Raw genomic sequence first — 26,101 nt, 5'->3', positions numbered from 1 at the left:
GGATAAATGGAATGCGTGATCGGGAGCGGAGGAAGCTCGGAAATGCAAAGGCCTCCGCCCGCGAGTATCGCAGGCAGAGGCATCGGGTGAAAGTCAGGCGTGCAAACGCTTACTGCACTGTTGCGCCCGAGTCGGCAACGACGCGGGCCCACTTGGTGGTCTCGCTCTTGATGTAGCTGCCGAATTCGTTCGGGGTCGTCCAGGCCGGCTCGATGCCGGACTCGAGCAATTTGGCGGTCACCTCGGGCGTCTTCAACGCGGCCACCAGCTCGGTATTCAGGCGGGCAACGATAGGCGCTGGCGTATCTCGCGGCACCAGCACGCCATACCAGTTGTTCACTTCGAAGGCCGGCACGCCGGCTTCCTTGATCGTCGGAATGTCCGGCATGCCCTTGAAGCGGGTCGAGCCCGTCATCGCAATCGGCATCACCTTTCCAGCCTTGATGGCGCCCGCCGCGGTCGACACGGTCGAGAACACCAGTTGCACCTGGTTCGCCATCAGGTCGGTCATGGCCGGCACGCCGCCCTTGTAGGCGACATGCAGCATCGACAGACCGGTCAGCGAATTGAACATCTCGCCCGCCAGATGATCGGTCGCGCCATTACCGGACGATCCGAATGCGACCGGGTGCGTCTTCGCATACGAGATCAGTTCTGGCACGCTCTTGACAGGCAGCGCGGGATTGACCACCAGCACATTGAGCGCGTTGCCCACCAGGCTGATCGGCGTGAAGTCCCGGTCCACGTTGTAGGAAAGCTTCTTGTACAGCGACGGATTGATCGCAATCGGACCGATGGTGCCCAGCAGGATGGTATAGCCATCCGCCGGCGCCTTAGCCACCATGTCAGTGCCGATCACTCCGCCCGCACCAGGACGGTTTTCGACGACCACCGTCTGGCCCATTGCCGCGCCCATCTTCATGGCAATCACGCGCGCCGAAATATCGGCGCCCCCGCCCGGTGCGAACGGCACGATGAAGCGGATAGGCTTGCTTGGATATGCATCCTGCGCCACGGCGGCGCCAGACATGACGGACAGGGTCAACAGGGCGGAAGCAAGGTTCAAGAGGCGCATGGCATGTCCCACGTAACGGAGTGAACGACGTAAATGTCTTCTTGTCCGTACAAAGCAACAGGCGTGCCAAGTTGGGGAATGCAGGTGTCCAGCAGGAATCAGGCAGGCGACAGGCTAGCGACAGGCAAGCCACCCTGCACCGCGGCACCACATGGGGGCGGCCATGATCGCCATCGTGGGGCGTGGAGTCGGGTACCGGTGCAAGCGCCACGCCGCGCGGGACGCTGCGACCTATCAGCTATGCGGTGACGGGATGGATTCGGAAGCGGCGCGCAACCGCTCCCGGCTGTGCGTCAGGTGCATGCGCATGGCGGCACGGGCGCCTTCGGCATCACCGCGCGCGATCGCATCAAAGATGTTCTCGTGTTCGAGTTCAAGGCGATCCAGATACTGCCGGCGCGCCGCGCCTTCGACCTGCAGGCGGCTGCGCGGAATCAGCGCGTTGCCCAGGTGCATCATCATGTCGGTGAAATAGCGATTGCCGGTCGCGCGCGCCACCGTCAAGTGGAACGCGAAATCGGACTCCACCGAATCGCCGCCTTCGGCCACGGTGGCCTGCAGCGCAGTCAAGGCCTGGCGCATGTCGGCAAGGTGATCATCGCTGCGCCGGACCGCGGCCAGCGCGGCGGCTTCCGCTTCAAGACTGATGCGCAACTCGAGCATTGCCAGAATATCAATCGCCGTCAGCACGGCGCCTGGACCGATACGGAAAGGCGCCTGCGCCGTGGCCGGCGCCAGCACGAACGTGCCAATGCCGTGACGTGTCTCAACCAGGCCGCTGGCCTGCAGATGAGACAAGGCCTCGCGCACCACCGTACGGCTCACGCCCATGCTCGACATGATCTCCGACTCGGTCGGCAGCTTGCCGCCTACCTTGAGCTGGCCGCTGCGAATGGCGTCGGTCAGCTCGGCCACCACTTCCTGCGCGAGCGTACGTGCGCGGCGCTTGGGACCGGCAAAGGAGAGGGCGGGCTTGGGTTCTGTCATGGCGTTCCGGTGTGCGTGCTGCCCAAGTATAGCTTTGGCCGCTTTGGCCACGGCCGGCAGGCTCCGCCCACAAAAAAGGGCAGGGTCCCTAGCCCCTGCCCAATCACTCCGCAAACCCGGGGCCGCCGCCGCTCGCAGGCAGCCCCGAAGCCGACCCTGACTTACTTGGCCTGCCAGAGTGCAAAGGAACGGATGGATTCAGCACCACTCCATTCGCCAATCAGTTTGGTGCGTTCCTTGTTGGTCAGATCGATCCAATAGAAGCCAGGCTTGCCGTTGACGTTCATGACGGCATAAGCGTTCTGGCTGCGCGACTCGATGTCAAAATCGGCAATCGAATTGCTTGCCACGCCAATAGGCATCGGCGTGGTCAACGTGCCGTTATTCGGCGGGTTCTGCAGATAGACCGAACCATCGATGCCATTGATCACGTACAAGGCCGTAGCCGTCGCGCCCACATACGAGTTCGTGTAGGCGCCCGCGACGATCTGTGCATTGGCCACGCCATTGATGGCGCCATCATTGATCGCCACGCCGTTGTCGACGTTGATGCGCAGATTCTGACCCGTGTCGCTCACCACGCGCAGGCGGTCAGCCACCGGGTTGAAGTCGAGCGCAAAGCGGCTGCCGGTCAGCGATGCCAGCGGCGTCTTGTTGTCCGGCGAGCTGGTCAGCTGCGACTTCTTGGTCGCCACGCCCGTAGCGGCGTTGATGGTGTAGATGCCGCCACCGCTGGCCATCGTATAGAGCATGCCGTCGGCGGGACGATAGTCCAGACCCAGCAGGAATTCGCCCACTGGCACGCCGGTCAGGGGCATCGACGTCAGGATCGTCGACGGATCGGCGCGATTGAAAGTCACGATCCGGTTGCCGCTGGTCAGCGCAACCACATCGCCGCCGGTCACGGGGGCCATGGCGTCACGTTTGTCATTCATGCTGCCGCATGCCGTCAGCGCCACCAGCGCCAGTCCAGCCGCGCCCAGCTTGAAGTTCGTCTTCCGCATAGTTTTCTCCCTGATGTTGGTAGGTAAGGACAGCGTTCTGCCTGTCTCAACCGACTCTACACATGGGACTACGCTTTAGATGCAACGCTATAACGTTTTTTGGAAGGCAATGAAACTGTCTTGCCAAGGAAGAGTATCGGCCCGGTGGGGCCACCAGTGGGTGAACCGTTAGGCGGCTCGAGTGTGATCTCAAACAACTGGTTACCTTCGAGGGTGGGCAACCGATCCTTGGGAATGATCGTTACGGCGTTGGTCGGCAGCAAGCCCAACGAAGTAGGACGCGCCGCCCCTTCCGCCTTCGTCCAGATTTCCATCGAATTTGGCGTCGTCAGCGTGTTGTCGACCAACGGAATCATCCGCAACTCGCGCGGATTGGACGCATCCACCACCCAGCCTGTCATGCTGCGGTCAGGCGACTGCAGCACCGCCACGTACTGCGTTTCCACGGTGTTGATCGTCGGCCGCAGCACCAACGCCGCAGCCAGCAATGCGGCAAGCGCAAAACCCGCGGCGCCGGTCCAGCGCCACACACTCAAGCGCGACCAGAACCCAGCCGGCTGCGCGCCCCGCGTGTCATCCCGGTGCGAAAACGCTGGCAGGCGCTGCTCGATCCGACTCCACAATGTCGCCGGCGTCTGCGCGGGCTGGGCCACCAGGTTCAGGCTGAACAGTCGGTCTTGCCACTCGTACACCTCGCGGCGAACCTTGAAGTTGCTGGCCATCTCGCGTTCGAACGCATCGCGTTCTTCGCCACGCAAGGTACCGAGCACATACTCGCCCGCGGTCGCGCTCAGTTCGTCATCGTCCTGGAAATTCATGACATGCATTCCTTGAGCGCGGTCAGTCCCCGCCGTATCCATGACTTGATCGTGCCGAGCGGCGTGTGGAGCGTCTCGGCAATCTGCTCATGCGAATAGCCATCCACAAATGCCAGCATGATTGACTGCTGCCGTTTTTCATCAAGATGCTTCATGCATTCGGCAAACGCATCGGTATCCAATCCTTCCTGCTCCACTGGCTGCTGCTGATCGGCCAGGTAATGCAGCGTCTCGTCTTCCGTAACGTCCATCCGCGCGTCCTTGCGGATCTCGTTCAGCGCCCGATATCGCACTACGCTGTATATCCAGCCACGGCCCGATCCCAAGCTCGGATCGAAGGTCGACGCCTTCTCCCAGATCTGCAGAAAAGCGTCCTGCAGTACCTCTTCCGCCAATTCGCGGCGCCGGACCAGGCGCGTCGCTACTCCCAGTAGCCGCCGCGATTCGCGCATGTAGATCGCACGCAAGGCAAACCGCTCGCCCCGGGCACAGGCGGCCAGGGCAGATTCGTAGTCGAAATCGATGTCGCTGTTGGCGCTAGGTGGCATGGAGGAGGTCGCTTGTTGACTGCGTTTGCAAGAGTCGCCGTCACTGTACCGGTGGCCGAGCGCCTAGTGAAGAGCCCGGTGGCCCTTGTTACGACTCAGCGCAGTCCCGCCGTCGAACCCACCAGCCACAGCAGCGCAGGCGCCAGCGCCAGGAAACTGAGCGTCGACACCAGCACCGCCCCCGCAGCCGCATCGCCCATGTCGGTGTAGCGGCGGGCATACATATAGCTCACCGCTGCACAAGGCATGGCCATCTGCAGCGCCAGAATGTTCGAGAACTCTTCCGGCAGACCGATCAACCATCCCGCGGCATATCCCGCCGCCAATCCAAGCAGCAATCGCATCGTGCCCACGATGGACCCAATTCGCAACCCGGCCGCAGGAATGACAGCCAACGCATGACCCAGGCTGAGCAACATCAGCGGCACCGTCAGACTACCCAACAGCTTTGTCGACTCGATGATCCAGTCAGGCGGCACCCATGCAAATAGCCGGCACAGCGCAGCCGATACCGATGCAATCAGGATAGGGCTCTTCCACGGTGCCGCAATCCCCTGCGTGTTGGGCAGAAAGCGAACCCCGATCGTGTGCTGAATGAACGAGCACACCGCAAAGAATGCAATCGCAGTCGAAAGACCGGCATCGCCGAACGCCAGGTATGAGATAGGTAAGCCCAGATTGCCCGCATTGGGAAAGGTCGCCGTCTGCAGCAACTTGCGCACGGGCTGACCCGTTGCCTTCAAGGCCACCGCACAAGCCACGGCACACAGCCCCAAGGCCAATGCCGTCGCCCCTGCCACATTGGCCAGTACTTCATTCGACAGCTTTGCCGTAACCAGCGTACTGAAAACCAGCGCCGGTGTTGATACCGACGTCGCGAGCACGGTAATGAACTGCGCCGCGAACGGATAGTTCTTCTTGCCCCAGACCACCCCCACGCCCACGCACACCACCAAGGGGGCGAGCACTGACAGCATCGAGAAATAGAAATGAAGGACCGCACCCATCATGCGGCTCGCGCAACACGGGCGAGGGTCAGGGCGGATCTGAAGTACGGCAGGGAAGGCATCGTTGCAGACTGGATAGACACGGGGGAGGGCGGTCGGCAAGCGATTCGCGTCGGCAAGGATAACGCGAACCCTTGCCGAGGAAACAGGTGAGTGGGCCTAAGCCGTTGTTCTCAAGCAGCATTCATGCCCGAGCACTCCGGCCGTAGTGAGCATTCAGGTCGCGTTCGACGCTTTCGTGACGACAACTGACGACCAAGCAGACATTGTGGCGTTGCTTGCTCTGATGCCAGGCAGCTATTTCGTGCCAGCCTTGGCTGCATAAGAGAACGCAGGCATCGCCTTGACCAGATCCTTGGTCGCGCCAGGCAACACCAGCCGCCCCTGCTGCTCGCGGATCTTGGTCGCTTCAATCGCCACATCGTGCTTGCCCACACCAATGAAGCCGCCGGCTGACACGATCAGGTAAGACACGCTTTTGGCTGGATCAATGATCAGGTCTTCGACTTTCCCTAGTCGCTCGCCGCCTTCGTTGTAGACCGGCTTGCCAAGCAAGCTTTTCTTGACGCTCCATCCCGGCGCGGGCTGATCAAGATCGGCGAACGCTTTCCCCAGCGACATCGACCCCGCGACTTGGGCATGCGATGCAGGTGGCAAACACGCCATGACAAGCAGACCAGCGGTGAGCATGGCAACGAGCGCGAAGGGGGCTGCTGCCTGGGAAGCGACAGCCGTCGATGCAGTGAGGATGGAAGGAGTGCGCATGAGTGAAATGACGTGAACAGGACCGTCTTCTTATAGCACTGGCGTGTTAGCGTCCTAGCCCCAGGAATCATTGCAGGTGTTACGGGTGTCACCGAAACGACAGCGTCCGGGACATCTTCAATCGCCGATGGGGACAATAGATAACATCTGGCTTATCAATAATAGATAAGCGGGCCCTTATCTATTCGCGGCGGCTGGACTGCGAGCAGGGTCGCGGCTCTCTGGCTCGCTGCAGCCGCAATGGTCTTGCCACGCGACTCGCGGCATCGAAGCATCGTTGCTGAACAAGTCATTTCGCTAGGACATTTCCAGGCATTGGGGCGCGCCGTGCGGTTTTGCGTCGCTACACTTGAACCTATGTACACAGCATCTTTGCGTCCTCTTCGGTATCTGCAATTGGTGGTGGCGCACGGGTCTTTCCGCGCCGCGGGCCTTGCTGCGGGTATTAGCCAGCCAGCAATCAGCCAGGCGATGCAAAGGCTCGAGCGCGAGTGGTGCATTCCGCTGTTCGAAAAGGAAGGGCGCCGAAAGCGCCCGACGGCGCAGGCGCTACGTGTCCTGGATCGATTGGCCGAAATCGGTAACGCTCTCGAATCGCTGGCCACGCAGCCGGCCGACGACTGCGCAGAGCGCGCAACGGCCACGGCCCCTTCAACGTCTACGCTGACCGTTGGAATGGCGCCAGCAGCGGCCGCGCTGTATGGGCCCGTCATTGAGGAGATATGGCGAAGCCATCATCCCGAAGGCAAGTTGCAGGTCATCAATAGCCATTCGGAAGACATGTTGGCTGCGTTGGATCGGTCGGAAATTGATCTGGTCATCGCGCCGCAGTCTTCCAGCCGCCCATCGGCGGGGCGGGCCACACAATCGTTGCATGCAGCCACGCCCGTGTTGTGTGCTCGCGCGGGTCATCCCCTGACTCGCGCGACGTCGCTGGCGCAGGTCGTTGGGGCGGGGTGGGCCGTGGAAAGCGACGATGGCGCAGGCGCAACGGTCATTCGCGAGGCGCTACGGGCTCGGCGTCTCCCCTTGCCGGGCGTTCGTGTGGAATGCAGTGACTACCCCGCCTTGTTCGACGTCGTCGCGCGCAGCGATCTTCTGTGCGTGGTTCCGCATCCGGTGCTCCTTCCCTGCGATGATCCGCCGCGCATTGTGCCGCTGCGCATTCAGGATCCGTTGCCCCACTATGACGTATCCGTTTCCTGGCAAGTGCTGCCGCGACGCAAGGTGGCCGCGGCGGTGATGGCGATCATCCGGGTACTGACAGCCTTGCCGTCGCACATGCATTGACACCCGTCCTTAGCTTGCGCGCGGCCTGTTTGGCTGCGGACCACGGCACGTTCGACCTGGTCGTGTTATCGATACCGACATCGACGTCGGTGGAATACGCGACGCCCTTTTGCGCCTCGAAGGCGGCCAGCCTGTCAGTAAGTGCGGCATGGACGAGGGTGTATGCGTCGCTGCCCAGCAACAGCCTTTTTGGCGCGGGCGACTGCGTGGCGGACGTGATCATGGCAGCGGCCATCTTGCCGGCATCTCCTGGCGTGGGAAATGCACCCGCCGCGAGCATGCGGCGCGTCTCGCCGACGGTGGTTGCGTCGTAAGCCTCCAATGCAGGCGCGCTTACCAAGCCGGTCGAACCAAAGCTAGTGAGCGCGCTGCCCGGTTCGACCAGCGTTGTCTCGATATTGAAGGGTGCGACTTCCTGGGCGAGCGATTCGTAAAAGCCTTCTATTGCCCACTTACTGGCGTGATACAGGCTGAGCGCAGGAAAGGCGATGTGACCGCCCATCGAAGACAACTGCATGAGCCGGCCCCCGCCTTGTTTTCGCAAATGCGGCAGCGCTGCCCGCGCCAGTCGGATTGAGCCAAGCACGTTGGTGTCAAGCTGTTGGCGGATCTGTGCGTCCGTCACTTCTTCGGCTGCGCCGAGCAGTCCGTAGCCCGCGTTGCTGATGATGACGTCAATACGGCCAAGAGTGGCGAACGCCGTGTCGACAACACGTCGGATGGCGTCGCCGTCGGTTACGTCGAGTGCCTCCACGTGGAGACGATCGCCATATTGCGCTTTCAGATCGTTGAGGGCGTCCACCTTTCGCAGGGTGGCGACCACGTGGTCGCCGCGAGCCAGGATCTGTTCCGTCAATGCACGGCCGAACCCGCTGGAGGTGCCGGTGATCAACCAGTTGCGAGTGGGTGCAGGAGCCGAAGGTGCTGGGTGAGTGGCGAGCGTGTGTTGATGGTTCATTGGAGAACTCCTAGTTGTCAGGGTTCTCATGCTAGGCGCGGTCACTATGAAGATATAGACTGCAAATCGCAATGCGCTTTGTTCCGCCGGTTCACAATCGAACTTCAATAGCGTTGGCGCTGGCTTGCACGGGCCTTTGTGCTCCCCGATTCAGTCGTCTCCCAGGACTTTCAGCATGACATCCATCGATGCCCTCGACGGCGTGACCCTTTTCCTGGCGGTAGCGGAAGCGCGCAGCTTCACCGGGGCGGCAATTCGCCTTGGTGTGACACCGACCGCAGTGAGCAAGGCGGTGCGTGTGATGGAGGCGCGGCATGGGGTCGTGCTGTTTCAGCGCACGACACGCCGGGTTGCCCTGACTGAAGCAGGCGCGGCGTTGTGGTTGCGTCTGCGGCCGGCGGCGGCTGAAATCGGTGACGCATTGGCCGCTTTGGGGACCTATCGCGATCGGCCAACCGGTACGTTGCGCCTGACGGTGCCGATGATGGCGCGCCGCTTTATAACGCCGCTGATTGCCGAGTATGCGCGCGCATATCCAGACGTGACGGTTGAGGTGTCGCTCGATGATGCGATCGTCGATCTGGTCGAAGGGGGCTTTGATGCAGGCGTGCGACTTGGCGAGTCTATTGAAAAGGATATGGTCGCCGTGGCGCTGACGCCGGAGATCCAATGGTCGATCGTTGGCACCCCGGCGTATTTTGCGCAGGCGGGTCGGCCGCGCAAGCCTGAAGATCTGGTCGCCCATACGGCTGTGCGTTATCGCTTTCCGGGGTCTGGGGCGGTGCATCGTTGGGGATTTCGCCGCGGCAACCGGGCGTTCGTGGTGGATGTGGGCGGGAAGGTGATCGTGGATGACCGTCAGCTGCTGGTGGATCTGGCGGCTCAAGGTCTTGGTCTGGCCTTTGCATCGCACGTCGAGGTACGAGACCGTGTCGACGCTGGCGTTCTGGAGTCGGTCCTCGATACTTTCATACCGAGCGATGCCGGAATGTATCTGTGCTTTCCGGCACGATCGCAAAGTCAGCTGAAGCTGCGTGCCTTCATCGACCTGGCGCGAGAAGTGACCGGGCGGCCTGACTATGTTGCCCTGTGCACGGCCGGTGCAGCGCTGGCGTCCTCATCATGAGCGACGCAATCGGACCTGTCGTGCGTGCCCTGGACGTTCTGTGTGCCATGAATCACGAGCCGCAGAGCACCTTGCTCAGCCTGCATCACGCAACGGGCCTGCCCAAATCGACGCTGCATCGTTTGCTGGCGACGCTTCGGCGCGAGGGATATGTGCGCCTCGACGTCGTCCGAGGTCGATATACGCTGACCGCCAAGGTGCGTGAACTAAGCGAGGGCTATAGCGAACAGGAGGGCGTGGTCGATATCGCCGCGCCCGTGCTGCGCAGCATCACCCGCAGCACGGGGTTGCCGTTGGCGATTGGCGTGCTTGACCATGGCCGTATCGTCGTACGGTATAGCAGCATGCCTTACAGCCCGATCGGGTCGGAGCACAGCACCATCGGGCATGCCCACGATCTGCTTCGGTCGGGCATGGGGCAGGCGTTTCTGGGATGGTGCAGCGAGACGCAACGGAACCGGCTGATGCAGCGGCTCCTGCTCGATGCATCGGACATCGATGGCGATGCGTTGCTTGAGGTGCAGTTGCGCGAGGCCATGGCGGCAACCCGTGCGCGAGGGTATGGCTTCAGGCCGGCAGATGGGCGCGGCGCCAGTGCGACTTTGGCGCTCCCCGTGCTGACCGACGGGGAGGTGGTGGCCGTGCTGTCGCTGACCACATTCGGCGCGTTGCTGGTGCACGACGGGTTGAAGGAGTGCCTGGCGGTGTTGGAACGGTGTCGGGAGGAAGTCATGCAACGCCTTGCACCGCAAGGCGATGCTGCGGTGGACCCGGCTTGTTCCGTGCCACGGAATGCGGATCCGTAACGGTTTGCGGGCAGGCGGGGGTTGGCTACGCTAATCCTCCGAGTGCGGCCGCGGCCCGACTCGATTCAACCGGGTTGCACGCCCGCACGAACGCACGCCACCTACCGAGACCCGCATGAAACTCGCCAGCTTCGCCTTGAACGACACGCCCGACGTGGCGCGCCTTGCCTTCGTCATCGACGACACGACATGGTTCCCGTTGACGGAAGCATGCCAGACCGCTGGCACGACGCTCCCGTTGATTCCCTTGACCATCCACCATGCCATCGAGGCCGGGCCCGATGTCTGGCATGAGCTTGCCCGCATCGCGGAGTCGTTGGCCTCGTTGTGGTCGTCCCGCTCGTTGACAACGTCCACGAAACTGACGCCGTTGGATCTTGGTGCGCTGACCGTTCTTCCTGCGGTGCAGACGCCTTCCAAGCTCGCTTGCCTGGCGCTGAACAACAGCGCGAATGTCGACCGTATCGTCAGAGGGCCGTCTCATCCCGCAGTCTTTACCAAGCCCCTGACTGCGCTGGTGGGGCACGGTAGTCCGATCCGTCTCAAGCCGCATTACGGGCGGGTGCATCCTGAGCCGGAACTGGCGGTCATCATCGGCAAACGGGCCACCGACATTGCTGCCGCCGATGCGTATGACCATGTGTTCGGCTACACCATTCATAACGATCTGACGTCGCCCACCATGCGGGACGAAGACAGCTTCCACTATCGGGCCATTCACCCGGCTGCGGAAGGCGACGGCGAGGGCATCCGCTATGTCGAGAGTCATGTTTCCTACAGCGGTCGCTACAAGGGGTCGGACACGTTCTCTGCGCTGGGTCCCTGGATCGTCACGAAGGACGAGATCTCCGATCCGCACAGCCTGGATATCTCATGCCATGTGCGGGATGAGTGTTTTGCCAGCGACAACACCGTCAATCTTTTTCACAAGGTGCCCGAGGTGCTGGCATTCCTGTCCGGCTACATGACGCTGCTGGCGGGTGATGTGGTGTCCATGGGGACTGCGCTGGCGTCAGGGGGCAAGCCAGGCAGGGCGGTGCAGAACGCGGACTTGAACAAGATGGGCGGGCCGGTCAGCGTGACGATCGAACGGATCGGCACCTTGAGCAACCCTGTAAGCCGCGGCCGCGGCGCTTAGCTTGCGCGCAGGGTGGCGAGCTTGGCGCCAAAGCCCAGGAATACAACGCCGGTGATTCCTTTCAGCCATCGTTGAAAGCTGGGTTTGCGTGCGGCGTTGGCAACGCGGCCGAGCAGCAGCACCAGCAAGCCGCACCAGATGGCGTTGAGCAGGGCGTGGATCGATACCAGGGTAAGGGTCGAGGCAATGGCCATGTGTCCTTCCGCGCCATGTGGAACGAATTGCGGGAACACTGCAAGGTAGAACATGGAAACCTTGGGGTTGAGCACGTTGGTCACGAAGCCTTCGGCAAATGCGCGGGGTAGGCGGCGTGGCCGGGCCGTGGGCGCTTCGCTGGGGAGTGCGACGTCGCCGCGGCAGGCACTGACCAACGCCTTGATACCGATCCAGCAGAGGTAGCACGCACCTGCCATTTTGACGAGGAAGAAGACGTGCGCCGACTGCGCAAGGATCAGCGAGATGCCAAGGATGGACAGTGCGCCGTGCAGATAGAACGCGGCGACGAAGCCCGCAATGTTGGCGAAGCCGGCGATGCGTCCGGAGGCCGGTACGGTCTTTGTGACCAGCACGCTGTTGGGGCCGGGCGACATCACCAGAAGGGCGGCCACGGAAGCGAATGAAAGCAGTTCGGCAAGGGGCATGACACCATCCAGGGTGGGAGCCGGGACGCTGGCCCGGAGCAGGTTGCTGAGCGTAGCCTACATTTGGCGCGGTCCGCCATGCGTCAGCGCGGTTGCTGGCCAGGCTGGTGGTATTGCACCGCCTCGCTCAGATGCACGGCGCTGATCTTGCGCGCACCTGCCAGGTCAGCAACGGTCCGCGCCACCCTGAGTACCCGATGGGCGGAGCGCGCCGACCAGTTCTGGTGGATCATCGATTCCTTCCACAGTTCGCGTGCGGCGGAGTCGGTGGCGCAGTGGCGGTCGGTGCCATTGGTGTCCAGCGTGGCATTGCTGCCACCCTGCCGCTTTTCCTGGATGGCCAGGGCAGCAGCGACGCGCACTGCGACGCTGGCGCTGCGCTCGCCGGCGGAGGCGTCGACCCATTTTGCGCCGAGTGAGGGCACCTCGACCTGCATGTCGATGCGGTCCAGGATCGGACCGGAAATGCGATTGCGATAGGCAACGACCTGTTCGGGCGTGCACTGGCATTTGCGGGTGGCGTGACCGTGCCAGCCGCAACGGCAGGGGTTCATGGCGGCGATGAACTGGAAGCGCGCGGGGTATTCGGTGCGATGCCGTGCCCGGGCGATGGCGACCTTGCCGGTTTCCAGGGGTTCGCGCAGGGCTTCGAGCGCCTGGCGATTGAATTCGGGAAGTTCATCCAGGAACAGCACGCCATGGTGCGCCAGGCTGATTTCGCCGGGCTGGGGACGCGAGCCGCCGCCGACGAGGGCGACCGAGGTGGTGGAATGATGGGGTGACCGGAAGGGACGTACGCCGTAAGGCGGCGCCTGGGTGCGCGAGAGGCTGGCCAGCGCGGCGGCTTCGAGTGCGATGTGGCCCGCCAAGGGCGGCAGCAGCCCGCCCAGCCGCTGCGCCAGCATGCTCTTGCCGGTGCCGGGCGCACCAACGAGCAGCAGGCTGTGACCGCCAGCGGCGGCAATTTCCAGGGCGCGGCAGGCGGCGGTCTGGCCGCGGACGTCGGAGAGGCAGGGGGCGGGGGCGCCTTGTCGACGTGCGCGGGTTTTGCACGTGGCAGTACGGCGGTCCGGGCCAGGTGGGCGACGACGTCGGCGAGTGTCGCGGCGCCGACGACGTGCAGGTCGGGCACTCGGGCGGCTTCGGCGGCGCTGGCCGCGGGCATGATCAGTTCGGCATCGGGCTGGCGTCGGGCGACCGCAAGCGCGATGGCCAGTGCGCCGGCGATCGCGACCAATGCGCCCGTCAAGGACAGTTCGCCTGCCATCACCAGTCGCGACAGGCTGGACGCCTTGGCCGCGGCGCGGCGCCCGGGCGCCAGTTCGGGCAGGCCGATCTGGCCCGAGGCGAGCAATACGCCGATGGCAATGGGCAGGTCGAAGCGGCCGGATTCTTTCGGCAGGTCGGCCGGGGCGAGGTTGACGATGAGGCGGCCCGCTGGAAACTCGAAGCCGGCGTTGGCAATGGCGGCTCGCACCCGTTCCCGGCTTTCGCGCACTTCGGTATCGGCCAGCCCCACTACGTTGAAGGCAGGCAGCCCGGCTGCAAGATGAACCTCGACCCGCACGGCGGGTGCATCGAGGCCGGCGAGCGCGCAACTGGCAATAACGGAGAGTGTCATGGGGATCCCGAAGCAAATGCGTGAACAGAACTGGTGAGCAGGAGCGGCCCAGTATGGCGGGTCACCGGCAGCTTGTGGGCCCGACCGGGACACATCTGTCCAAGGCTATTTTTGCCCTGCTTGGTTGCTGCCTTGCATGACCGCAACGGACGTAATCGTGTTTATCGGCGTTGGCATGGGAGACCCGGGTCACCGTACAGTCGATACGTGGTGTGTCACTTGGAGGACGATGTGAGGTTCATGGATTTCAATTCGTGGCATGGCGTGTTTTCCACCGTGCTGGGCCTGGCGGTCATCACGCTGATCGGCGTGGGTATCCGTGTGCTGTTGATGCAGACGGTGCAGCAGCGGCGGGAGCGCATTAATCGGCAGATCAACGAGCGGCTGAAGACCCTCATTGCGGCGTATCGCACGTTGGGGGGATCGTTCACGGGGCGGCTGTCGGTGGACCCGACGCACCTGCGCGACATCCGGATGGCGGCCGCGCCGGCATCACGTAACGAGGACGCGCGGGTCGCCCAATCCGCCGGTGAGGTCGCCGCGGAATCCTCCGGGAATGCGGCTTCGGTGGCTCTTCCGGAACCGTCGCATGGGGCGGCCGATGACGCCGCCGAAGGTGCCGCAGGTAGCGCCGCGCAGGAACCGGCGCCTTACAGCTCCGAACGGTCGCGCCGCACGCGAGATGCCGTCGAGGCGGCGCTGTCCGACATCATGCTGCTGGGCACCGTGGACCAGGTGCGCATGGCCGCCAAGGCGGCGAGTGAACTGGCGTCCGGCCAGCCGATCCACACCGCGGAGCTGGTAGTGTCGTTGCGGGACTTCGTTCGCTCCGCACTGGACCTGGGCCCCATTCCCGATGACGTCGTCATTCCCTTCCAGGGCCCGACGCGCGTGCAGGCTGGCGGCGCTGGCCGCGCCAAAGGCGAGGGCGGTGGCGGAGGAAATCGGGGCGGCGGGGGCGGCGGTGGTGCCGGTGCGGGCGGCGGCGGGGCAGGCCTCGGCATGGGCCTGGGCATGAGCCGCCACGATTCCGACGCCAGTGCGTGATGTCACTCGTGCCTGATGCCCTCGTACCTAATGCCCTCGTACCTAATGCCGCTCGTGCCCGAGCTCATCCCTACCCGGGTCATGCTGCGGACAGGTCCACGCGCCTGGGCACGGCATGTCCGTCCCGTGGTTTGCCATTGCGTCATGCCCCGGCAACCGTCGCCCTCCCGGCTCATTCACTTCGTCCCTTTGCCCGCCATGGCGCCACAGGCTTGAACGCCTTTCGAAGCACGTCGATGAACAACGACGCGCGGCGGGAGGCGACGCGCGATTGCGGGACCAGGGCCACGACGTCGGCGTCCGGCATCCGGTACTTGGGCAAGACCTGCACCAGCCTGCCTGCCGCCAGATCCGCCGCGACGTCCCACTCGGACCGCGCCATGATCCCCTTGCCAGCGGCGCACCATGCGCGGATGACGCTGCCGTCGTTGCTTTCCATGGCGGCATGGACACGCACCGTGTGGGTCGGGCGGGCGCCGCGGCGAGCGGCCTTGTCGGTGAAGCGCCAGAGCGAGACGTCTTCGCTGTTTTCTCGCAGCACGAGGCAGCTGTGGTCCGCAAGGTCGGCTGGCACCGCGGGCGGGGTGACGCGCGACAGGTAGCGCGGGGCGGCGCAGACGATCCGGCGATTGGGAGCAATGGGGTGAGCGATCCAACGTGAGTCGGGCAGGTCGCCGATGCTGACCAGGACGTCGAACGCGTCGCGGCCGTGGGGCGCTTGCTGTGCCTGGTCGAAGTTGTCGGACAGCACCAGTTGCACTTCGACGCCCGGGTGCGCGTTGTGGAAGTCGGCAAGCAGCGGCGCAAGGTAGCGTCGCCCGAAGCCCAACGGGCCGTGCACCTTGAGCTTGCCCGCGACGACCTGGGTGCGTTCGTGCAGCGCCTCTTCCAGACGCCGCATCTGGTCGAGCACGCCCGACGCATGTTGCGCGAGCAGATGCCCTTCGTGAGTGAGTTGCAGTCGGCGCGTCGTGCGCTGGACGAGGCGCACACCGACGCGCGCTTCGAGCTGGTGCAGCCGTTTCGTGATCGCGGGTGGGGTGACGTTGGTCTCGCGCGCCAGGGCGGCGAGGCTGCCAAGCCGATCCAGGCTCAGAACAAACCGCAGGTCGTCGATATCGAGTGTCATGTGCTAAGCGTGAGAGACGTCGGGCCGCGAGGGGTGACTGCCGTCACCGATTATTTACCTATTGGTAAATGGACAAGTAACGCAGTATTAACCGCAGGGCAGCGCCGCTTGCCTACACTTTCTTTACCGTCCGACCCGCTTTCCATGGAATTGATCATGCAATTGCACGACCTCGAAACACCTGCCCTCGTTCTTGACCGGACCAAGGTCGATCGCAATATCGCCCGCCTGCGCGACCGGCTGGCCGGCCTGGGCGTGACCCTGCGCCCGCACGTCAAGACCAACAAATCCGCCGACGTGGCGCGGCGCATCGGCGAGCCCGGCACGCCCATCACGGTGTCCACCCTGAAGGAAGCCGAGTACTTCCTGACGCACGGATGGACCGACATCCTGTACGCCGTCGGCATTGCAACGAACAAGTTCGCTCACGTGCAGCGGTTGATGCAGCAGGGCGCGCAGATGACGGTGATCCTGGACAACGTCGCCAGCGCGCAGGCTTTGGCCGCCTTCTGCCAGGCCCAGGATCTGACCCTGCCAGTGTTGATCGAAATCGATTGCGATGGACATCGATCCGGGCTGGTGCCGGCCGCACCGGAACTGCTGGACGTGGCCGCGCAGCTGTTCCGCTCGAAGGAGGATGGCGGGGCCTGGGTGGCCGGCGTGATGACCCACGCGGGCGCATCGTACGACTGCGATTCCATTGCCGCCATCGAGGCGATGGCGGAGCAGGAACGCGCTGGCGCGGTGCATGCCGCCCAGCGCCTGCGCAATGCGGGTTATGCCGCGCCGGTGGTCAGCGTGGGCAGTTCACCCACGGCGCACTTTGCAAAGGCGTTCGATGGCGTGACCGAAGTGCGCGCCGGGGTGTTCGTGTTCTTTGATCTGGTGATGAACGGCATCCAGGTCTGCACGATGGACGACATTGCGCTGTCGGTGCTGTGTACGGTGATCGGCCATCAGAAAGAGAAGGGCTGGATCATTACCGATGGCGGCTGGATGGCCCTGTCGCGGGACCGTGGCACGGTAAAGCAGAAAGTCGACCAAGGCTACGGCGTGGTCTGCGACGTGGACGGCCAGCCCATGCCGGACCTGATCGTGGCCCAGGCAAATCAGGAGCATGGCGTGCTGGCCCATCGTAGTGGCGATCCCGCTGCGACGCCGATGCTGCCGGTGGGCACCCTGCTGCGCATCCTGCCGAACCACGCCTGCGCCACCGCCGCGCAGCATCCGGCGTATCAGGTGGTCGCTGGTGGCCAGGACGTCGAAGCCACCTGGCCACGCTTCAGCGGCTGGTAGGCGAACAACCGCCTGCTACCGCGCCCCCGGCAACGGCAGCCGGCTGGAAAATTTCACTTCCCGCAGCGACAGGCTGGTGCGGATCGTTGCCACGTTCGGCAGCGATCGCAGCACGGTGTCGATGAAGTCGCGCACGGAATCCAGGTCTTCGGCCACCACGGTCATGACGAAGTCGGCTTCCCCCGTCACGCGGTGGCAGGTCAGAACTTCTTCCGAATTGTCGACCAGCTTTTCGAGGCTGGCAAAAGCCTCCGCCGTATGCGGCGAAAAGTTCAGGCTGATGAAGGCCAGTTCCCCCAATCCCAGTTTGCGGCGATCCAGCATGGCCTGGTAGCTCTGGATATAGCCTTCGCTTTCCAGCTTGCGCAGCCGGTGCCAGCAGGGCGTCTCGCTCAATGCCACGCGCTGCGCCAGTTTGGCGTTGGACAGCCTTCCGTCGTCCTGCAGATGCCGCAGGATCTGGACGTCGGTTTCGTCCAAGGTTTCGGATGGGGCGTTCTTTTTCATATCAAACTAATAAAAGAAGATTCTTCTGCCGATTATCGTTTTTCTCTATGAAAAAGCAAGGTTATTTCAGTGCATTTGCAAGATACTACTCGTCGAAGCACCACCTAAAACCAGGAGCGACTCATGGGTCGGCAGGAAGACAACAAGCAGAAAGTGGCGATCATCGGTTCGGGCAATATCGGCACCGACCTGATGATCAAGATCTTGCGGCACGGCAAGTATCTGGAGATGGGCGCGATGGTCGGGATCGATCCCGCGTCCGACGGCCTCGCCCGCGCCGAGCGCATGGGCGTGCCGATCACGGCTGGCGGCATCGACGGCCTGCTGGCCATGCCCAACTTCGACGAGATCCGCATCGTGTTCGATGCGACGTCGGCCGGCGCCCACAAGCGCCACAATGAATTGCTGCAGGCCAAGGGTGTGCAGGTGATCGACCTGACGCCCGCGGCCATCGGCCCCTATGTGATCCCGGCGATCAACCTGGATGAACACCTGGACGCCCCCAACATCAATATGGTCACGTGCGGCGGTCAGGCCACGATCCCGATGGTGGCCGCGGTGTCGCGGGTCGCCAAGGTGCATTACGCCGAGATCATCGCCTCGATCGCCAGCAAGTCGGCCGGCCCGGGCACGCGTGCGAACATCGACGAGTTCACCGAAACCACGTCCAAGGCCATTGAAGTGATCGGCGGCGCCGCGCGCGGCAAGGCCATCATCGTGCTGAATCCTGCCGAACCGCCGCTGATCATGCGCGACACCGTCTTCACCTTGTCCGAAGTCGCCAACCGCGCGGCCATTGAAGACAGCATTGCGCAGATGGCAGAGGCCGTGCAGCAGTACGTGCCCGGCTACCGCCTGAAGCAGCGCGTGCAGTTCGACGAATATGGCGCGGACAACCCGCTGAACGTGCCGGGTCTGGGCAAGCTGACCGGCTTGAAGACGTCCGTCTTCCTGGAAGTCGAAGGCGCCGCCCACTACCTGCCCGCGTATGCCGGCAACCTGGACATCATGACCTCGGCCGCGCTGGCGTGCGCCGAGCGGTTTGCGCAAACCCGCCTTGTGGCGCAGGCCTAAGGAACGACCATGACACCGAACAAGAAACTCTATATCTCCGACGTGACGCTGCGCGACGGCAGCCACGCGATCCGCCATCAGTACAGCATCCAGAACGTCAAGGACATTGCCAAGGCGCTGGACGAAGCCAAGGTCGACAGCATCGAAGTCGCGCATGGCGACGGCCTGTCGGGCTCCAGCTTCAACTACGGCTTTGGCGCCCATACCGATCTGGAATGGATCGAGGCTGTGGCTGAAACGGTCACGCACGCCAAGGTCGCCACGCTGCTGCTGCCGGGCGTCGGCACCGTGCACGACCTGCGCCAGGCGTACGACGCCGGCGCGCGGGTCGTTCGGGTCGCGACCCATTGCACCGAAGCCGACGTGTCCAAGCAGCACATCGGCTATGCCCGCGAACTGGGCATGGACACCGTGGGTTTCCTGATGATGAGCCACATGACGTCGGCCTCGGCCCTGGCCAAGCAGGCCAAGTTGATGGAAGACTACGGCGCGACCACGGTGTATGTGGTCGATTCGGGCGGCGCATTGAACATGAATGACGTGCGTGACCGTTTCCGTGCCTTCAAGGACATCCTGAAGCCGGAAACCACGACGGGCATGCACGCCCACCACAACCTGAGCCTGGGTGTGGCCAACTCGATCGTCGCGGTCGAAGAAGGCTGCGACCGGGTCGATGCCAGTCTGGCCGGCATGGGCGCGGGCGCGGGCAACGCGCCGCTGGAAGTGTTCATTGCCGCCGCGGAACGCATGGGCTGGAACCACGGCTGCGACCTGCTCAAGCTGATGGATGCCGCCGATGACATCGTGCGTCCGTTGCAGGACCGTCCGGTGCGTGTCGACCGTGAAACGCTGGCGCTGGGGTATGCCGGGGTGTATTCAAGCTTCCTGCGTCATGCCGAAGCGGCCGCGTCCAAGTACGACCTGAAGACGGTCGATATCCTGGTCGAACTGGGCAAGCGCAAGATGGTGGGCGGCCAGGAAGACATGATCGTCGACGTGGCGCTGGACCTGCTCAAGAAATAAGCAGATCAGGGCCGGCCGGAGGGCAGACGGAGAAAAGGGCGGGTATCGCAAGATACCTGCCCTTTTTGTTGGCCTCGGCCGGCGGCACGCCCCGTACCGGGGCATGCACGTGCGGTGTCAGCCTACAGCGGCGCGGATGAAATGCCCGGAGGAGCCACCGGCGCAGCCGCAGCAGGAGCCGCCGGCGATTCCAGCGCCGCCAGCCGCGATTCCATCGCCTTCACCTGCAATTCCAATGCGTCGACCTTGATGCGCGTGCGCGCCAGCAGTTCGGTCTGGATGTCGAATTCCTCTCGCGTGACAAGGTCCAGCTTGCTGAATGCCTGGCCCATCATGCCCTTGACGTTGCGCTCGATGTCGGCGGCGGGGCTGCGGGCAATCAGGTCGGAAATGTTCTTTTGCAGGTCTTCGAACCATGCGGTGCGGTTGATCATGTTGCGTGTCCTTTATCGAGCTCCCTGGCAGGAGTGTAGTCCGCCGATCGTCGGGGCGCTCGGATGGGTTGCAAGGGGGTGTGAATGTGGAGCTGCATCGAGTTGGTGCGCGACGACGCGGCGCGTACACGCACGCACCAATCTGGTACGGCGGGAACGCGCTTTTGGTGCGCCCACCCGGGGCTCAACCTGGCACGGGAAATGCTCTGTAACACCCGGAGGCTGTCCTGTTACGACGCCGTCGACAACCCTGACTCGGAACGCACTATGAAAAAAACATTGATCGCCGCCGCCCTGGCTTTGTGTGCTTCGTCCTCGGCCATGGCGCAGACCGCCGTTGTTGCCGCGACGCCGGACTACACCTTCACCGGCAATGCCGGGCTTTTCAGTGACTACCGTTTCCGTGGATTCAGCCAGACCAACATGCGTCCGGCGTTCCAGGGCGGCTTCGACTTCGCGCACAGCTCCGGCTTCTACCTGGGCAACTGGAACTCGAACGTCGCCAGCGAACTGTATTCGGGTGGCAACATCGAGATGGACTTCTACGGCGGCTATAAGTTCAAGACCGGCGATTTCTCCTGGGATATCGGGACCCTGTATTACTACTATCCGGGCTCGAACCTGGGTGGCCACACCATCGACAACACGGAAATCTACGGCGCCGCCGGTTGGGGTCCGTTCACCCTCAAGTATTCGCACGGTGTCTCGAACTTCTTCGGCACGCCGGGCAGCAAGAACAACTTCTACCTTGATGCAGCGGCCGTGTTCGACCTGGGCAACGGCTGGGGCGCGAACGCCCACGTCGGCTACCAGAAGTTGAAGAACGCAACCAAGTCGGATGGCAGCGAAATCAACGGCTACATCGACTACCGCGCGGGCGTGACCAAGGACCTGAACGGCTGGCTCGTGGGCGCGTCGCTGGTCACCACCAGCAAGAAGGATTGGTACCAGACCACCAAGGGCAAGGACGCCGGCCGTCTCGGTCTCGTCGTGAACCTGACCCGCGCTTTTTAATTGTCCGTGCGGCGCGTGTGCCGCACTTCCTGAACCGTTTCCCGTGGGGATCGTATGAAACTCATTACCGCAATCATCAAGCCGTTCAAGCTTGACGAAGTCCGGGAGGCCCTGTCCGCGATTGGCGTGCAAGGCATCACCGTGACAGAAATTAAGGGTTTTGGCCGTCAGAAAGGTCATACCGAGCTCTATCGCGGCGCTGAATACGTCGTCGACTTCCTGCCGAAGGTGAAAGTGGAAATCGCGCTTTCCGACGAGCTGGTGGAAAGCGCGCTGGAAGCCATCGAAAGTTCTGCCCGCACCGGCAAGATCGGTGACGGCAAGATCTTCGTGTTCCCGCTGGAGCAGGTCATTCGAATTCGTACCGGCGAAACCGGCAAAGACGCGCTTTGATAGGACCAAGGGATTTTTAAAATGAGAAAACATCTGGCAGTAGTGCTGGGCTTGCTTTCGCTGGGCGCCTTCATGTACGGCGCACCGGCGTTGGCAGCGCCTACCGTGAACAAGGGCGACGTCGCCTGGATGAGCGTTTCGACGCTGCTCGTCCTGATGATGGCGGTGCCCGGCCTGGCACTGTTCTACGGTGGTCTGGTCCGCAGCAAGAACATGTTGTCCGTCCTGATGCAGGTATTGGTCACGTTCTCGCTGATTGCCGTGCTGTGGTTCATCTATGGGTATTCGCTGGCGTTTACCGAAGGCAATGCCTTCTTCGGCGGGCTTGATCGCCTGTTCCTGAAAGGGGTGTTCGACAACGCCGCGGGCACGTTCTCGAATGGCGCCACGTTCAGCAAGGACGTCGCAATTCCAGAAATCACCTTCATCGCCTTCCAGGCGACGTTCGCGGGCATTACCTGCGCGCTGATCGTCGGCTCGTTCGCGGAACGCGCCAAGTTCTCGGCCGTGCTGCTGTTCATGGTGATCTGGTTCACGTTCGCGTACATCCCGGTTGCCCACATGGTCTGGTTCTGGCCTGGTCCGGATGCGTACACCGACGCGTCCAAGGTCGATGCACTGAACGCCACCGCCGGTCTGATCTGGCAGTGGGGCGCGCTGGACTTCGCGGGCGGCACCGTGGTGCACATCAACGCAGGGGTGGCCGGTCTGGTCGGCGCCTATGTGATCGGCAAGCGTCTGGGTTATGGCCGCGAAGCCATGCAGCCGCACAACCTGCCCATGACCATGATCGGCGCTTCGCTGCTGTGGGTGGGCTGGTTCGGTTTCAACGCTGGTTCGGCACTCGAAGCCAACAACTCCGCCGCGCTGGCCTTCATCAACACGTTCTCGGCCACGGCGTGCGCCGTCGTGCTGTGGACGCTGACCGAATGGGCCGTCAAGGGCAAGCCGTCGATGCTGGGCGCCGCGTCCGGCGCGGTGGCGGGTCTGGTGGCGATCACCCCGGCTGCCGGTAACGTCGGCCTGGTTGGCGCGATGGTCATCGGCGCACTCTCGGGCGTGGTCTGCTTCTGGGGCGTGACGGGTCTGAAGCGCATTCTGAAGGTCGACGACTCGCTGGACGTGTTCGGCGTGCACGGCGTGGGCGGCATCCTGGGCGCGCTGCTGACTGGCGTGTTCAACGCCCAGTCGCTGGGCGGCCCCGGCCTGGTCACTGACTGGGTGGCCGGCACCGTCGGTTCGAACCCGATCATGACGCAGCTGTGGATCCAGGCCAAGGGCGTCGGCATCACGATCATCTGGTCGGCCATCGTTGCCTTCATTGCCTACAAGCTGGTGGATGCGCTGATCGGCCTGCGCGTGTCGGAAGAAGACGAGCGCGAAGGTCTGGACATCACGACGCACGGCGAAACCGCCTACCACTCGTAAGTCCTGCCTGTTGTAATACCTGCCCTTTGCGGTATCGGCCCCGGCCAGCGTTTCGCTGACCGGGGCTTTTTCGTTGCCCGGTCGTTGTCTTGGCCCATCGGAATTGGATAGGTGATTCGAGAAAAATCCGCTCGAAACGACGCCTATGCTGATACGCATGCGCACACGCGCCTGATTGCACACGCAAGAGAAAGGAAGGCAGAGCCAGCATGTTGAGTCACGAGTGTCGCGGCACCGGCCCCGCGGTGGTGTTCATTGCCGGGCTGGGCGGCCTGGGGAAATTCTGGTCGCCAGTCATGGACCGGCTGCAGGCTTCCCATACCGTCATCACCCTGGACCACCCGGGCAGCGGAGGAAGCGCGCGGCGCGGCCCGCAAACCATTCCGGACCTGGCCGATGCCGTGCTGGAGCTGACCGCCGCGCTGGGCGTCGGCCGCTTCAGCGTGGTCGGCCATTCGACCGGCGGACTGGTGGCGCAGACGCTGGCGCTGGACCACGCGGCCCGGTTGCATCGGCTGGTGCTGAGCTCCACCTGGGCCAGGGCCGATCGCCGTTTTCGCGACCTGTTCGAGATTCGCCGCCGCATCCTGACCGAGGCCGGACTGGGCCTGTACAAGGCGCACGGTGTGCTGCTGGCCTATCCGGCCGACACCTATGACCGCCATGCCCCACCCCTGCCGGCACCGGGCAGAGACGGTGATGACACGAACGAGGTGCAGGTCACCGCCGAGCGCATCGACATGCTGGTCGACTATTCGCGAGCCGATGACCTGCACCGCATCACCACGCCTACGCTGGTGCTGGGCGCCACCGACGACCAGATCGTCCCGTTCCATCATGCCGAGCACCTGGCGCAGGCCATTGCTGGCGCGCAATTGACGGCGCTTTCCGGCGGCCACTTTCCGCCGGTCACCCAGACCGATATCTACACGTCTTGCCTGCGCGAATTTCTGGAGGCGGCTGAGCCGGCCATCTCCGCCGCCATCGCGCCACGTTCCTGATCCGCGCACCGTCGCTCGCCCCTTTTCCTATCCGAGATCCCGATCATGCTGAAACTTCGCCTTCTGTCCTTGCTTGCCGGATTGACCACCGCGGCGGCCGTGCCGTGCGCTGCGCTTGCCGCCGACGCCTACCCCACCAAGCCCATCACCATGATCGTGCCGTTTGCGGCGGGCGGGCCGACGGATGCCGTGGCGCGTTCGCTGGCTGAAGCCATGCGCGCGACGCTGGGCCAGACCGTGGTGGCCGAGAACGTGGGCGGGGCGGGCGCCACCATTGGCGCGGCGCGCGTGGCCGCCGCGCCGGCGGACGGCTACACGCTGCTGCTGGGCCATGTCGGCCTGACGACGGCGCCAGCCCTGTATGCCAAGCTGCGCTTCGACCCGGTCAAGGACTTCGCGCCGATCGGGCTCGTGGCCGACCTGCCCATGCTGCTGCTGGCCCGCCAGGACTTTCCGGCATCGAATTTCCAGGAGTTCGTGCAGCACGCGCGCAAGCAGCCGGGCGGCATCACGATCGCCAATGCCGGCGTCGGGTCGGCCTCGCATCTGTGCTCCGTGCTGCTGATGAACGCGATCGGCGCGGAATACCAGCCCGTGCCGTACAAGGGCATCGCGCCGGGCATGACCGACGTGCTGGGCAAACGCATCGATGCCATGTGCGTGTCGGGCTACACCCCGGGTCTGGCGGTCAAGACCTTCGCGGTCACGACCAAGGTGCGCCTGGCGGAAATCCCCGAGGTGCCGACCATGCAGGAATCCGGCCTGAAGGATTTCGAGATGGGCATCTGGCATGCGCTGTGGGCGCCCAAAGGCACGCCGCAAGCCGTGATCGACAAGCTGGCTGCCGCCGTGCAGGCGGCGCAGGCCGACCCGGCGTTCCGCAAGCGCATGAAGGACCTGGGAACGGTGGTCATGGATGGCCAGGGCAATCCGCAGGCGCTGCAGGCGCGCGTGGTGCGTGACACCGCCCAGTGGAAGGAACTGCTGCAGAAGGCAGGCGTCAAGCCGGAATAAGGACAGCGGGGGCGCTACCCGCGATAATGCCGCATGGACCCCACTGACGACATGCAGCTGTTCGTGACCGTGGCCGACCGCGGCAGTTTTGCCGCGGCCGCCGCCGTCCACCACCTGACGCCGTCGGCCATCGGCAAGCGCATCGCGCAACTGGAAGCGCGCCTGAACGTCACGCTGATCGAACGCACCACCCGCAAACTGCTGATCACGCCGGAAGGCCGGCACTATCTGGATCGCGCACGCGTGCTGTTGCACGATTTGCGCGCGCTGGAGCATGGCGTGCGGCATCTGTCGAACGCGCCCGAAGGCGAGGTCAGCCTGAGCTGCCACGCCGGCATCGCCGAACGTTTCATCCTTCCCATGCTGCCCGACTTCCTGACGCGGCATCCCAAGGTGCGCGTCAAGATGATGCTGGGCGATCATGTCGAGACGGCCGAGTCCGACGGCGCCGACGTCATCATCCGCGCGGCGGGCGCGCCGCTGCCGAACTACGTCAGCCGCAAGCTGGGCGACAACCCCTGGGTGCTCTGCGCGACCGCGGATTACCTGGATGCGCACGGCACGCCGGCGCATCCGCATGACCTGACCGGGCACAATTGCCTGAGTGTCGGCCCGTCGGGCGCGACCCGCGACAAATGGCTGTTCAAGGTCGATGGCAAGATCGAACCGGTCGCCGTGGCCGGCAACTTCGGCGGCTTTGCCAATGCCGTCTACGCCATCACCCGTGCGGGCGTCGGCATTGGCCGGCTGCCCGACTTCCTGGTGCGCGACGACCTGGCCAGCGGCGCACTGGTGCGCGTGCTGCCCCGGCACATGGTGGCCGATCCGCGCGCGGTGTATCTGTTCTACCGCAGCGCCGATCCGACGCCGTCGCGGCTGCACATGCTGGTCGAATACCTGGGCCAGCAACTGACCCGCAAGCTGGAAAAGCCATAGACCGTCCGGCGTTTTGCGTGC

The 26,101-nt window shown here is 63.7% G+C and carries 26 protein-coding genes and 1 pseudogene; 14 read left to right on the top strand and 13 right to left on the bottom strand.

What is annotated here, in order from left to right:
* Positions 1 to 109: 109 nt before the first annotated feature.
* The 7 genes from ACNANG_RS11265 to ACNANG_RS11235 form a co-directional block, all read right to left on the bottom strand.
* The gene (locus ACNANG_RS11265; RefSeq protein ID WP_420227236.1) at positions 110 to 1,075 is read right to left on the bottom strand and encodes a Bug family tripartite tricarboxylate transporter substrate binding protein; all 966 of its coding nucleotides are present in this window, start codon (positions 1,073 to 1,075) and stop codon (positions 110 to 112) included.
* Between the two features lie 234 nt (positions 1,076 to 1,309).
* A complete protein-coding gene (locus ACNANG_RS11260) occupies positions 1,310 to 2,062 on the bottom strand; it encodes a FadR/GntR family transcriptional regulator (RefSeq protein WP_420227235.1) in 753 nt (250 codons plus the stop codon).
* 161 nt (positions 2,063 to 2,223) lie between these two features.
* Positions 2,224 to 3,066, bottom strand: coding sequence for a DUF4394 domain-containing protein (locus ACNANG_RS11255; RefSeq protein ID WP_420227234.1), 843 nt, complete (start codon positions 3,064 to 3,066; stop codon positions 2,224 to 2,226).
* Between the two features lie 68 nt (positions 3,067 to 3,134).
* Positions 3,135 to 3,884: an anti-sigma factor gene (locus ACNANG_RS11250; protein ID WP_420227233.1), complete on the bottom strand. Its 750-nt coding sequence runs from the start codon at positions 3,882 to 3,884 to the stop codon at positions 3,135 to 3,137.
* Entirely contained in the window at positions 3,881 to 4,432 is a 552-nt protein-coding gene (locus tag ACNANG_RS11245; RefSeq protein WP_420227232.1) for a sigma-70 family RNA polymerase sigma factor, read from the bottom strand. Before ACNANG_RS11245 ends, ACNANG_RS11250 begins: the two co-directional genes overlap by 4 nt.
* Positions 4,433 to 4,527: 95 nt before the next feature.
* The gene (locus ACNANG_RS11240) at positions 4,528 to 5,439 is read right to left on the bottom strand and encodes an AEC family transporter (RefSeq protein WP_420227519.1); all 912 of its coding nucleotides are present in this window, start codon (positions 5,437 to 5,439) and stop codon (positions 4,528 to 4,530) included.
* A gap of 297 nt (positions 5,440 to 5,736) precedes the next feature.
* Entirely contained in the window at positions 5,737 to 6,204 is a 468-nt protein-coding gene (locus ACNANG_RS11235; RefSeq protein WP_420227231.1) for a PRC-barrel domain-containing protein, read from the bottom strand.
* Positions 6,205 to 6,519: 315 nt separating this feature from the next.
* Between ACNANG_RS11235 and ACNANG_RS11230 the strand changes: the two genes are divergently transcribed.
* The gene (locus ACNANG_RS11230) at positions 6,520 to 7,494 is read left to right on the top strand and encodes a LysR family transcriptional regulator (RefSeq protein WP_420227230.1); all 975 of its coding nucleotides are present in this window, start codon (positions 6,520 to 6,522) and stop codon (positions 7,492 to 7,494) included.
* Here ACNANG_RS11230 and ACNANG_RS11225 read toward each other — a convergent pair.
* Positions 7,454 to 8,452, bottom strand: coding sequence for an SDR family oxidoreductase (locus ACNANG_RS11225; RefSeq protein ID WP_420227229.1), 999 nt, complete (start codon positions 8,450 to 8,452; stop codon positions 7,454 to 7,456). The genes ACNANG_RS11230 and ACNANG_RS11225 overlap by 41 nt on opposite strands.
* A gap of 175 nt (positions 8,453 to 8,627) precedes the next feature.
* Between ACNANG_RS11225 and ACNANG_RS11220 the strand changes: the two genes are divergently transcribed.
* The 3 genes from ACNANG_RS11220 (at position 8,628) to ACNANG_RS11210 (ending at position 11,522) form a co-directional block, all read left to right on the top strand.
* A complete protein-coding gene (locus ACNANG_RS11220; RefSeq protein ID WP_420227228.1) occupies positions 8,628 to 9,578 on the top strand; it encodes a LysR family transcriptional regulator in 951 nt (316 codons plus the stop codon).
* Entirely contained in the window at positions 9,575 to 10,384 is an 810-nt protein-coding gene (locus ACNANG_RS11215) for a helix-turn-helix domain-containing protein (RefSeq protein ID WP_420227227.1), read from the top strand. Before ACNANG_RS11220 ends, ACNANG_RS11215 begins: the two co-directional genes overlap by 4 nt.
* A gap of 115 nt (positions 10,385 to 10,499) precedes the next feature.
* A complete protein-coding gene (locus tag ACNANG_RS11210) occupies positions 10,500 to 11,522 on the top strand; it encodes a fumarylacetoacetate hydrolase family protein (RefSeq protein ID WP_420227226.1) in 1,023 nt (340 codons plus the stop codon).
* Here ACNANG_RS11210 and ACNANG_RS11205 read toward each other — a convergent pair.
* Positions 11,519 to 12,163, bottom strand: a complete 645-nt coding sequence (locus tag ACNANG_RS11205) for a LysE family translocator (protein WP_420227225.1) — start codon at positions 12,161 to 12,163, stop codon at positions 11,519 to 11,521. The genes ACNANG_RS11210 and ACNANG_RS11205 overlap by 4 nt on opposite strands.
* Before the next feature lie 83 nt (positions 12,164 to 12,246).
* Positions 12,247 to 13,784, bottom strand: a pseudogene (locus ACNANG_RS11200) (YifB family Mg chelatase-like AAA ATPase).
* A 231-nt stretch (positions 13,785 to 14,015) separates the two neighbouring features.
* On the opposite strand from ACNANG_RS11200, the gene ACNANG_RS11195 reads away from it, so the two are divergent.
* Positions 14,016 to 14,831, top strand: coding sequence for a hypothetical protein (locus ACNANG_RS11195; RefSeq protein ID WP_420227224.1), 816 nt, complete (start codon positions 14,016 to 14,018; stop codon positions 14,829 to 14,831).
* 172 nt (positions 14,832 to 15,003) lie between these two features.
* Here the strand turns inward: ACNANG_RS11195 and ACNANG_RS11190 are convergent, their stop codons facing one another.
* The gene (locus tag ACNANG_RS11190) at positions 15,004 to 15,960 is read right to left on the bottom strand and encodes a LysR family transcriptional regulator (RefSeq protein ID WP_420227223.1); all 957 of its coding nucleotides are present in this window, start codon (positions 15,958 to 15,960) and stop codon (positions 15,004 to 15,006) included.
* Positions 15,961 to 16,116: 156 nt separating this feature from the next.
* Between ACNANG_RS11190 and ACNANG_RS11185 the strand changes: the two genes are divergently transcribed.
* Positions 16,117 to 17,256 (top strand): DSD1 family PLP-dependent enzyme, encoded by a 1,140-nt coding sequence (locus ACNANG_RS11185; RefSeq protein WP_420227222.1) that lies wholly within the window; start codon positions 16,117 to 16,119, stop codon positions 17,254 to 17,256.
* 15 nt (positions 17,257 to 17,271) lie between these two features.
* Here the strand turns inward: ACNANG_RS11185 and ACNANG_RS11180 are convergent, their stop codons facing one another.
* Positions 17,272 to 17,763 carry an Lrp/AsnC family transcriptional regulator gene (locus ACNANG_RS11180; RefSeq protein ID WP_420227221.1) on the bottom strand — a complete coding sequence of 164 codons (492 nt, stop codon included), beginning with the start codon at positions 17,761 to 17,763 and terminating at the stop codon, positions 17,272 to 17,274.
* Between the two features lie 123 nt (positions 17,764 to 17,886).
* Between ACNANG_RS11180 and ACNANG_RS11175 the strand changes: the two genes are divergently transcribed.
* Positions 17,887 to 18,837, top strand: a complete 951-nt coding sequence (locus tag ACNANG_RS11175) for an acetaldehyde dehydrogenase (acetylating) (protein ID WP_420227220.1) — start codon at positions 17,887 to 17,889, stop codon at positions 18,835 to 18,837.
* Positions 18,838 to 18,846: 9 nt separating this feature from the next.
* Positions 18,847 to 19,860, top strand: a complete 1,014-nt coding sequence (gene dmpG / locus ACNANG_RS11170) for a 4-hydroxy-2-oxovalerate aldolase (protein WP_420227219.1) — start codon at positions 18,847 to 18,849, stop codon at positions 19,858 to 19,860.
* 122 nt (positions 19,861 to 19,982) lie between these two features.
* On the opposite strand, the gene ACNANG_RS11165 is transcribed toward dmpG, so the two are convergent.
* On the bottom strand, positions 19,983 to 20,294 hold the full coding sequence (locus ACNANG_RS11165; protein ID WP_420227218.1) for an accessory factor UbiK family protein: 312 nt from the start codon (positions 20,292 to 20,294) through the stop codon (positions 19,983 to 19,985).
* 267 nt (positions 20,295 to 20,561) lie between these two features.
* Between ACNANG_RS11165 and ACNANG_RS11160 the strand changes: the two genes are divergently transcribed.
* The 6 genes from ACNANG_RS11160 to ACNANG_RS11135 all read left to right on the top strand — a co-directional run bounded on the left by ACNANG_RS11160 (position 20,562) and on the right by ACNANG_RS11135 (position 26,080).
* On the top strand, positions 20,562 to 21,308 hold the full coding sequence (locus ACNANG_RS11160) for a TorF family putative porin (RefSeq protein ID WP_420227217.1): 747 nt from the start codon (positions 20,562 to 20,564) through the stop codon (positions 21,306 to 21,308).
* 54 nt (positions 21,309 to 21,362) lie between these two features.
* Positions 21,363 to 21,701 carry a P-II family nitrogen regulator gene (locus ACNANG_RS11155; RefSeq protein WP_179582367.1) on the top strand — a complete coding sequence of 113 codons (339 nt, stop codon included), beginning with the start codon at positions 21,363 to 21,365 and terminating at the stop codon, positions 21,699 to 21,701.
* Positions 21,702 to 21,722: 21 nt separating this feature from the next.
* On the top strand, positions 21,723 to 23,129 hold the full coding sequence (locus tag ACNANG_RS11150) for an ammonium transporter (protein ID WP_420227216.1): 1,407 nt from the start codon (positions 21,723 to 21,725) through the stop codon (positions 23,127 to 23,129).
* A 209-nt stretch (positions 23,130 to 23,338) separates the two neighbouring features.
* The gene (locus ACNANG_RS11145) at positions 23,339 to 24,130 is read left to right on the top strand and encodes an alpha/beta fold hydrolase (protein WP_420227215.1); all 792 of its coding nucleotides are present in this window, start codon (positions 23,339 to 23,341) and stop codon (positions 24,128 to 24,130) included.
* A 45-nt stretch (positions 24,131 to 24,175) separates the two neighbouring features.
* Positions 24,176 to 25,144 (top strand): tripartite tricarboxylate transporter substrate-binding protein, encoded by a 969-nt coding sequence (locus tag ACNANG_RS11140; RefSeq protein WP_420227214.1) that lies wholly within the window; start codon positions 24,176 to 24,178, stop codon positions 25,142 to 25,144.
* Positions 25,145 to 25,177: 33 nt separating this feature from the next.
* Positions 25,178 to 26,080 carry a LysR family transcriptional regulator gene (locus tag ACNANG_RS11135; RefSeq protein ID WP_420227213.1) on the top strand — a complete coding sequence of 301 codons (903 nt, stop codon included), beginning with the start codon at positions 25,178 to 25,180 and terminating at the stop codon, positions 26,078 to 26,080.
* The last annotated feature ends 21 nt before the right edge of the window (positions 26,081 to 26,101 follow it).

Origin of the sequence: Pigmentiphaga litoralis (assembly GCF_048632615.1) — a bacterium.
GTDB lineage: Bacteria > Pseudomonadota > Gammaproteobacteria > Burkholderiales > Burkholderiaceae_B > Pigmentiphaga > Pigmentiphaga litoralis_B.
This window is presented reverse-complemented; position numbering and strand designations above follow the sequence as displayed.

Excerpts from the sequence above, each read along its gene's own strand:
- ACNANG_RS11175 (WP_420227220.1), top strand. The coding sequence starts at position 17,887 with ATGGGTCGGCAGGAAGACAACAAGCAGAAAGTGGCGATCATCGGTTCG.
- ACNANG_RS11235 (WP_420227231.1), bottom strand. The coding sequence starts at position 6,204 with ATGCGCACTCCTTCCATCCTCACTGCATCGACGGCTGTCGCTTCCCAG.
- ACNANG_RS11245 (WP_420227232.1), bottom strand. The coding sequence starts at position 4,432 with ATGCCACCTAGCGCCAACAGCGACATCGATTTCGACTACGAATCTGCC.
- ACNANG_RS11205 (WP_420227225.1), bottom strand. The coding sequence starts at position 12,163 with ATGCCCCTTGCCGAACTGCTTTCATTCGCTTCCGTGGCCGCCCTTCTG.
- ACNANG_RS11135 (WP_420227213.1), top strand. The coding sequence starts at position 25,178 with ATGGACCCCACTGACGACATGCAGCTGTTCGTGACCGTGGCCGACCGC.
- ACNANG_RS11190 (WP_420227223.1), bottom strand. The coding sequence starts at position 15,960 with ATGACACTCGATATCGACGACCTGCGGTTTGTTCTGAGCCTGGATCGG.
- ACNANG_RS11145 (WP_420227215.1), top strand. The coding sequence starts at position 23,339 with ATGTTGAGTCACGAGTGTCGCGGCACCGGCCCCGCGGTGGTGTTCATT.
- ACNANG_RS11225 (WP_420227229.1), bottom strand. The coding sequence starts at position 8,452 with ATGAACCATCAACACACGCTCGCCACTCACCCAGCACCTTCGGCTCCT.
- ACNANG_RS11250 (WP_420227233.1), bottom strand. The coding sequence starts at position 3,884 with ATGAATTTCCAGGACGATGACGAACTGAGCGCGACCGCGGGCGAGTAT.
- ACNANG_RS11150 (WP_420227216.1), top strand. The coding sequence starts at position 21,723 with ATGAGAAAACATCTGGCAGTAGTGCTGGGCTTGCTTTCGCTGGGCGCC.
- ACNANG_RS11185 (WP_420227222.1), top strand. The coding sequence starts at position 16,117 with ATGCAATTGCACGACCTCGAAACACCTGCCCTCGTTCTTGACCGGACC.
- ACNANG_RS11215 (WP_420227227.1), top strand. The coding sequence starts at position 9,575 with ATGAGCGACGCAATCGGACCTGTCGTGCGTGCCCTGGACGTTCTGTGT.
- ACNANG_RS11155 (WP_179582367.1), top strand. The coding sequence starts at position 21,363 with ATGAAACTCATTACCGCAATCATCAAGCCGTTCAAGCTTGACGAAGTC.
- ACNANG_RS11240 (WP_420227519.1), bottom strand. The coding sequence starts at position 5,439 with ATGGGTGCGGTCCTTCATTTCTATTTCTCGATGCTGTCAGTGCTCGCC.
- ACNANG_RS11160 (WP_420227217.1), top strand. The coding sequence starts at position 20,562 with ATGAAAAAAACATTGATCGCCGCCGCCCTGGCTTTGTGTGCTTCGTCC.
- ACNANG_RS11165 (WP_420227218.1), bottom strand. The coding sequence starts at position 20,294 with ATGATCAACCGCACCGCATGGTTCGAAGACCTGCAAAAGAACATTTCC.
- ACNANG_RS11255 (WP_420227234.1), bottom strand. The coding sequence starts at position 3,066 with ATGCGGAAGACGAACTTCAAGCTGGGCGCGGCTGGACTGGCGCTGGTG.
- ACNANG_RS11210 (WP_420227226.1), top strand. The coding sequence starts at position 10,500 with ATGAAACTCGCCAGCTTCGCCTTGAACGACACGCCCGACGTGGCGCGC.
- ACNANG_RS11265 (WP_420227236.1), bottom strand. The coding sequence starts at position 1,075 with ATGCGCCTCTTGAACCTTGCTTCCGCCCTGTTGACCCTGTCCGTCATG.
- dmpG (WP_420227219.1), top strand. The coding sequence starts at position 18,847 with ATGACACCGAACAAGAAACTCTATATCTCCGACGTGACGCTGCGCGAC.
- ACNANG_RS11180 (WP_420227221.1), bottom strand. The coding sequence starts at position 17,763 with ATGAAAAAGAACGCCCCATCCGAAACCTTGGACGAAACCGACGTCCAG.
- ACNANG_RS11140 (WP_420227214.1), top strand. The coding sequence starts at position 24,176 with ATGCTGAAACTTCGCCTTCTGTCCTTGCTTGCCGGATTGACCACCGCG.
- ACNANG_RS11260 (WP_420227235.1), bottom strand. The coding sequence starts at position 2,062 with ATGACAGAACCCAAGCCCGCCCTCTCCTTTGCCGGTCCCAAGCGCCGC.
- ACNANG_RS11220 (WP_420227228.1), top strand. The coding sequence starts at position 8,628 with ATGACATCCATCGATGCCCTCGACGGCGTGACCCTTTTCCTGGCGGTA.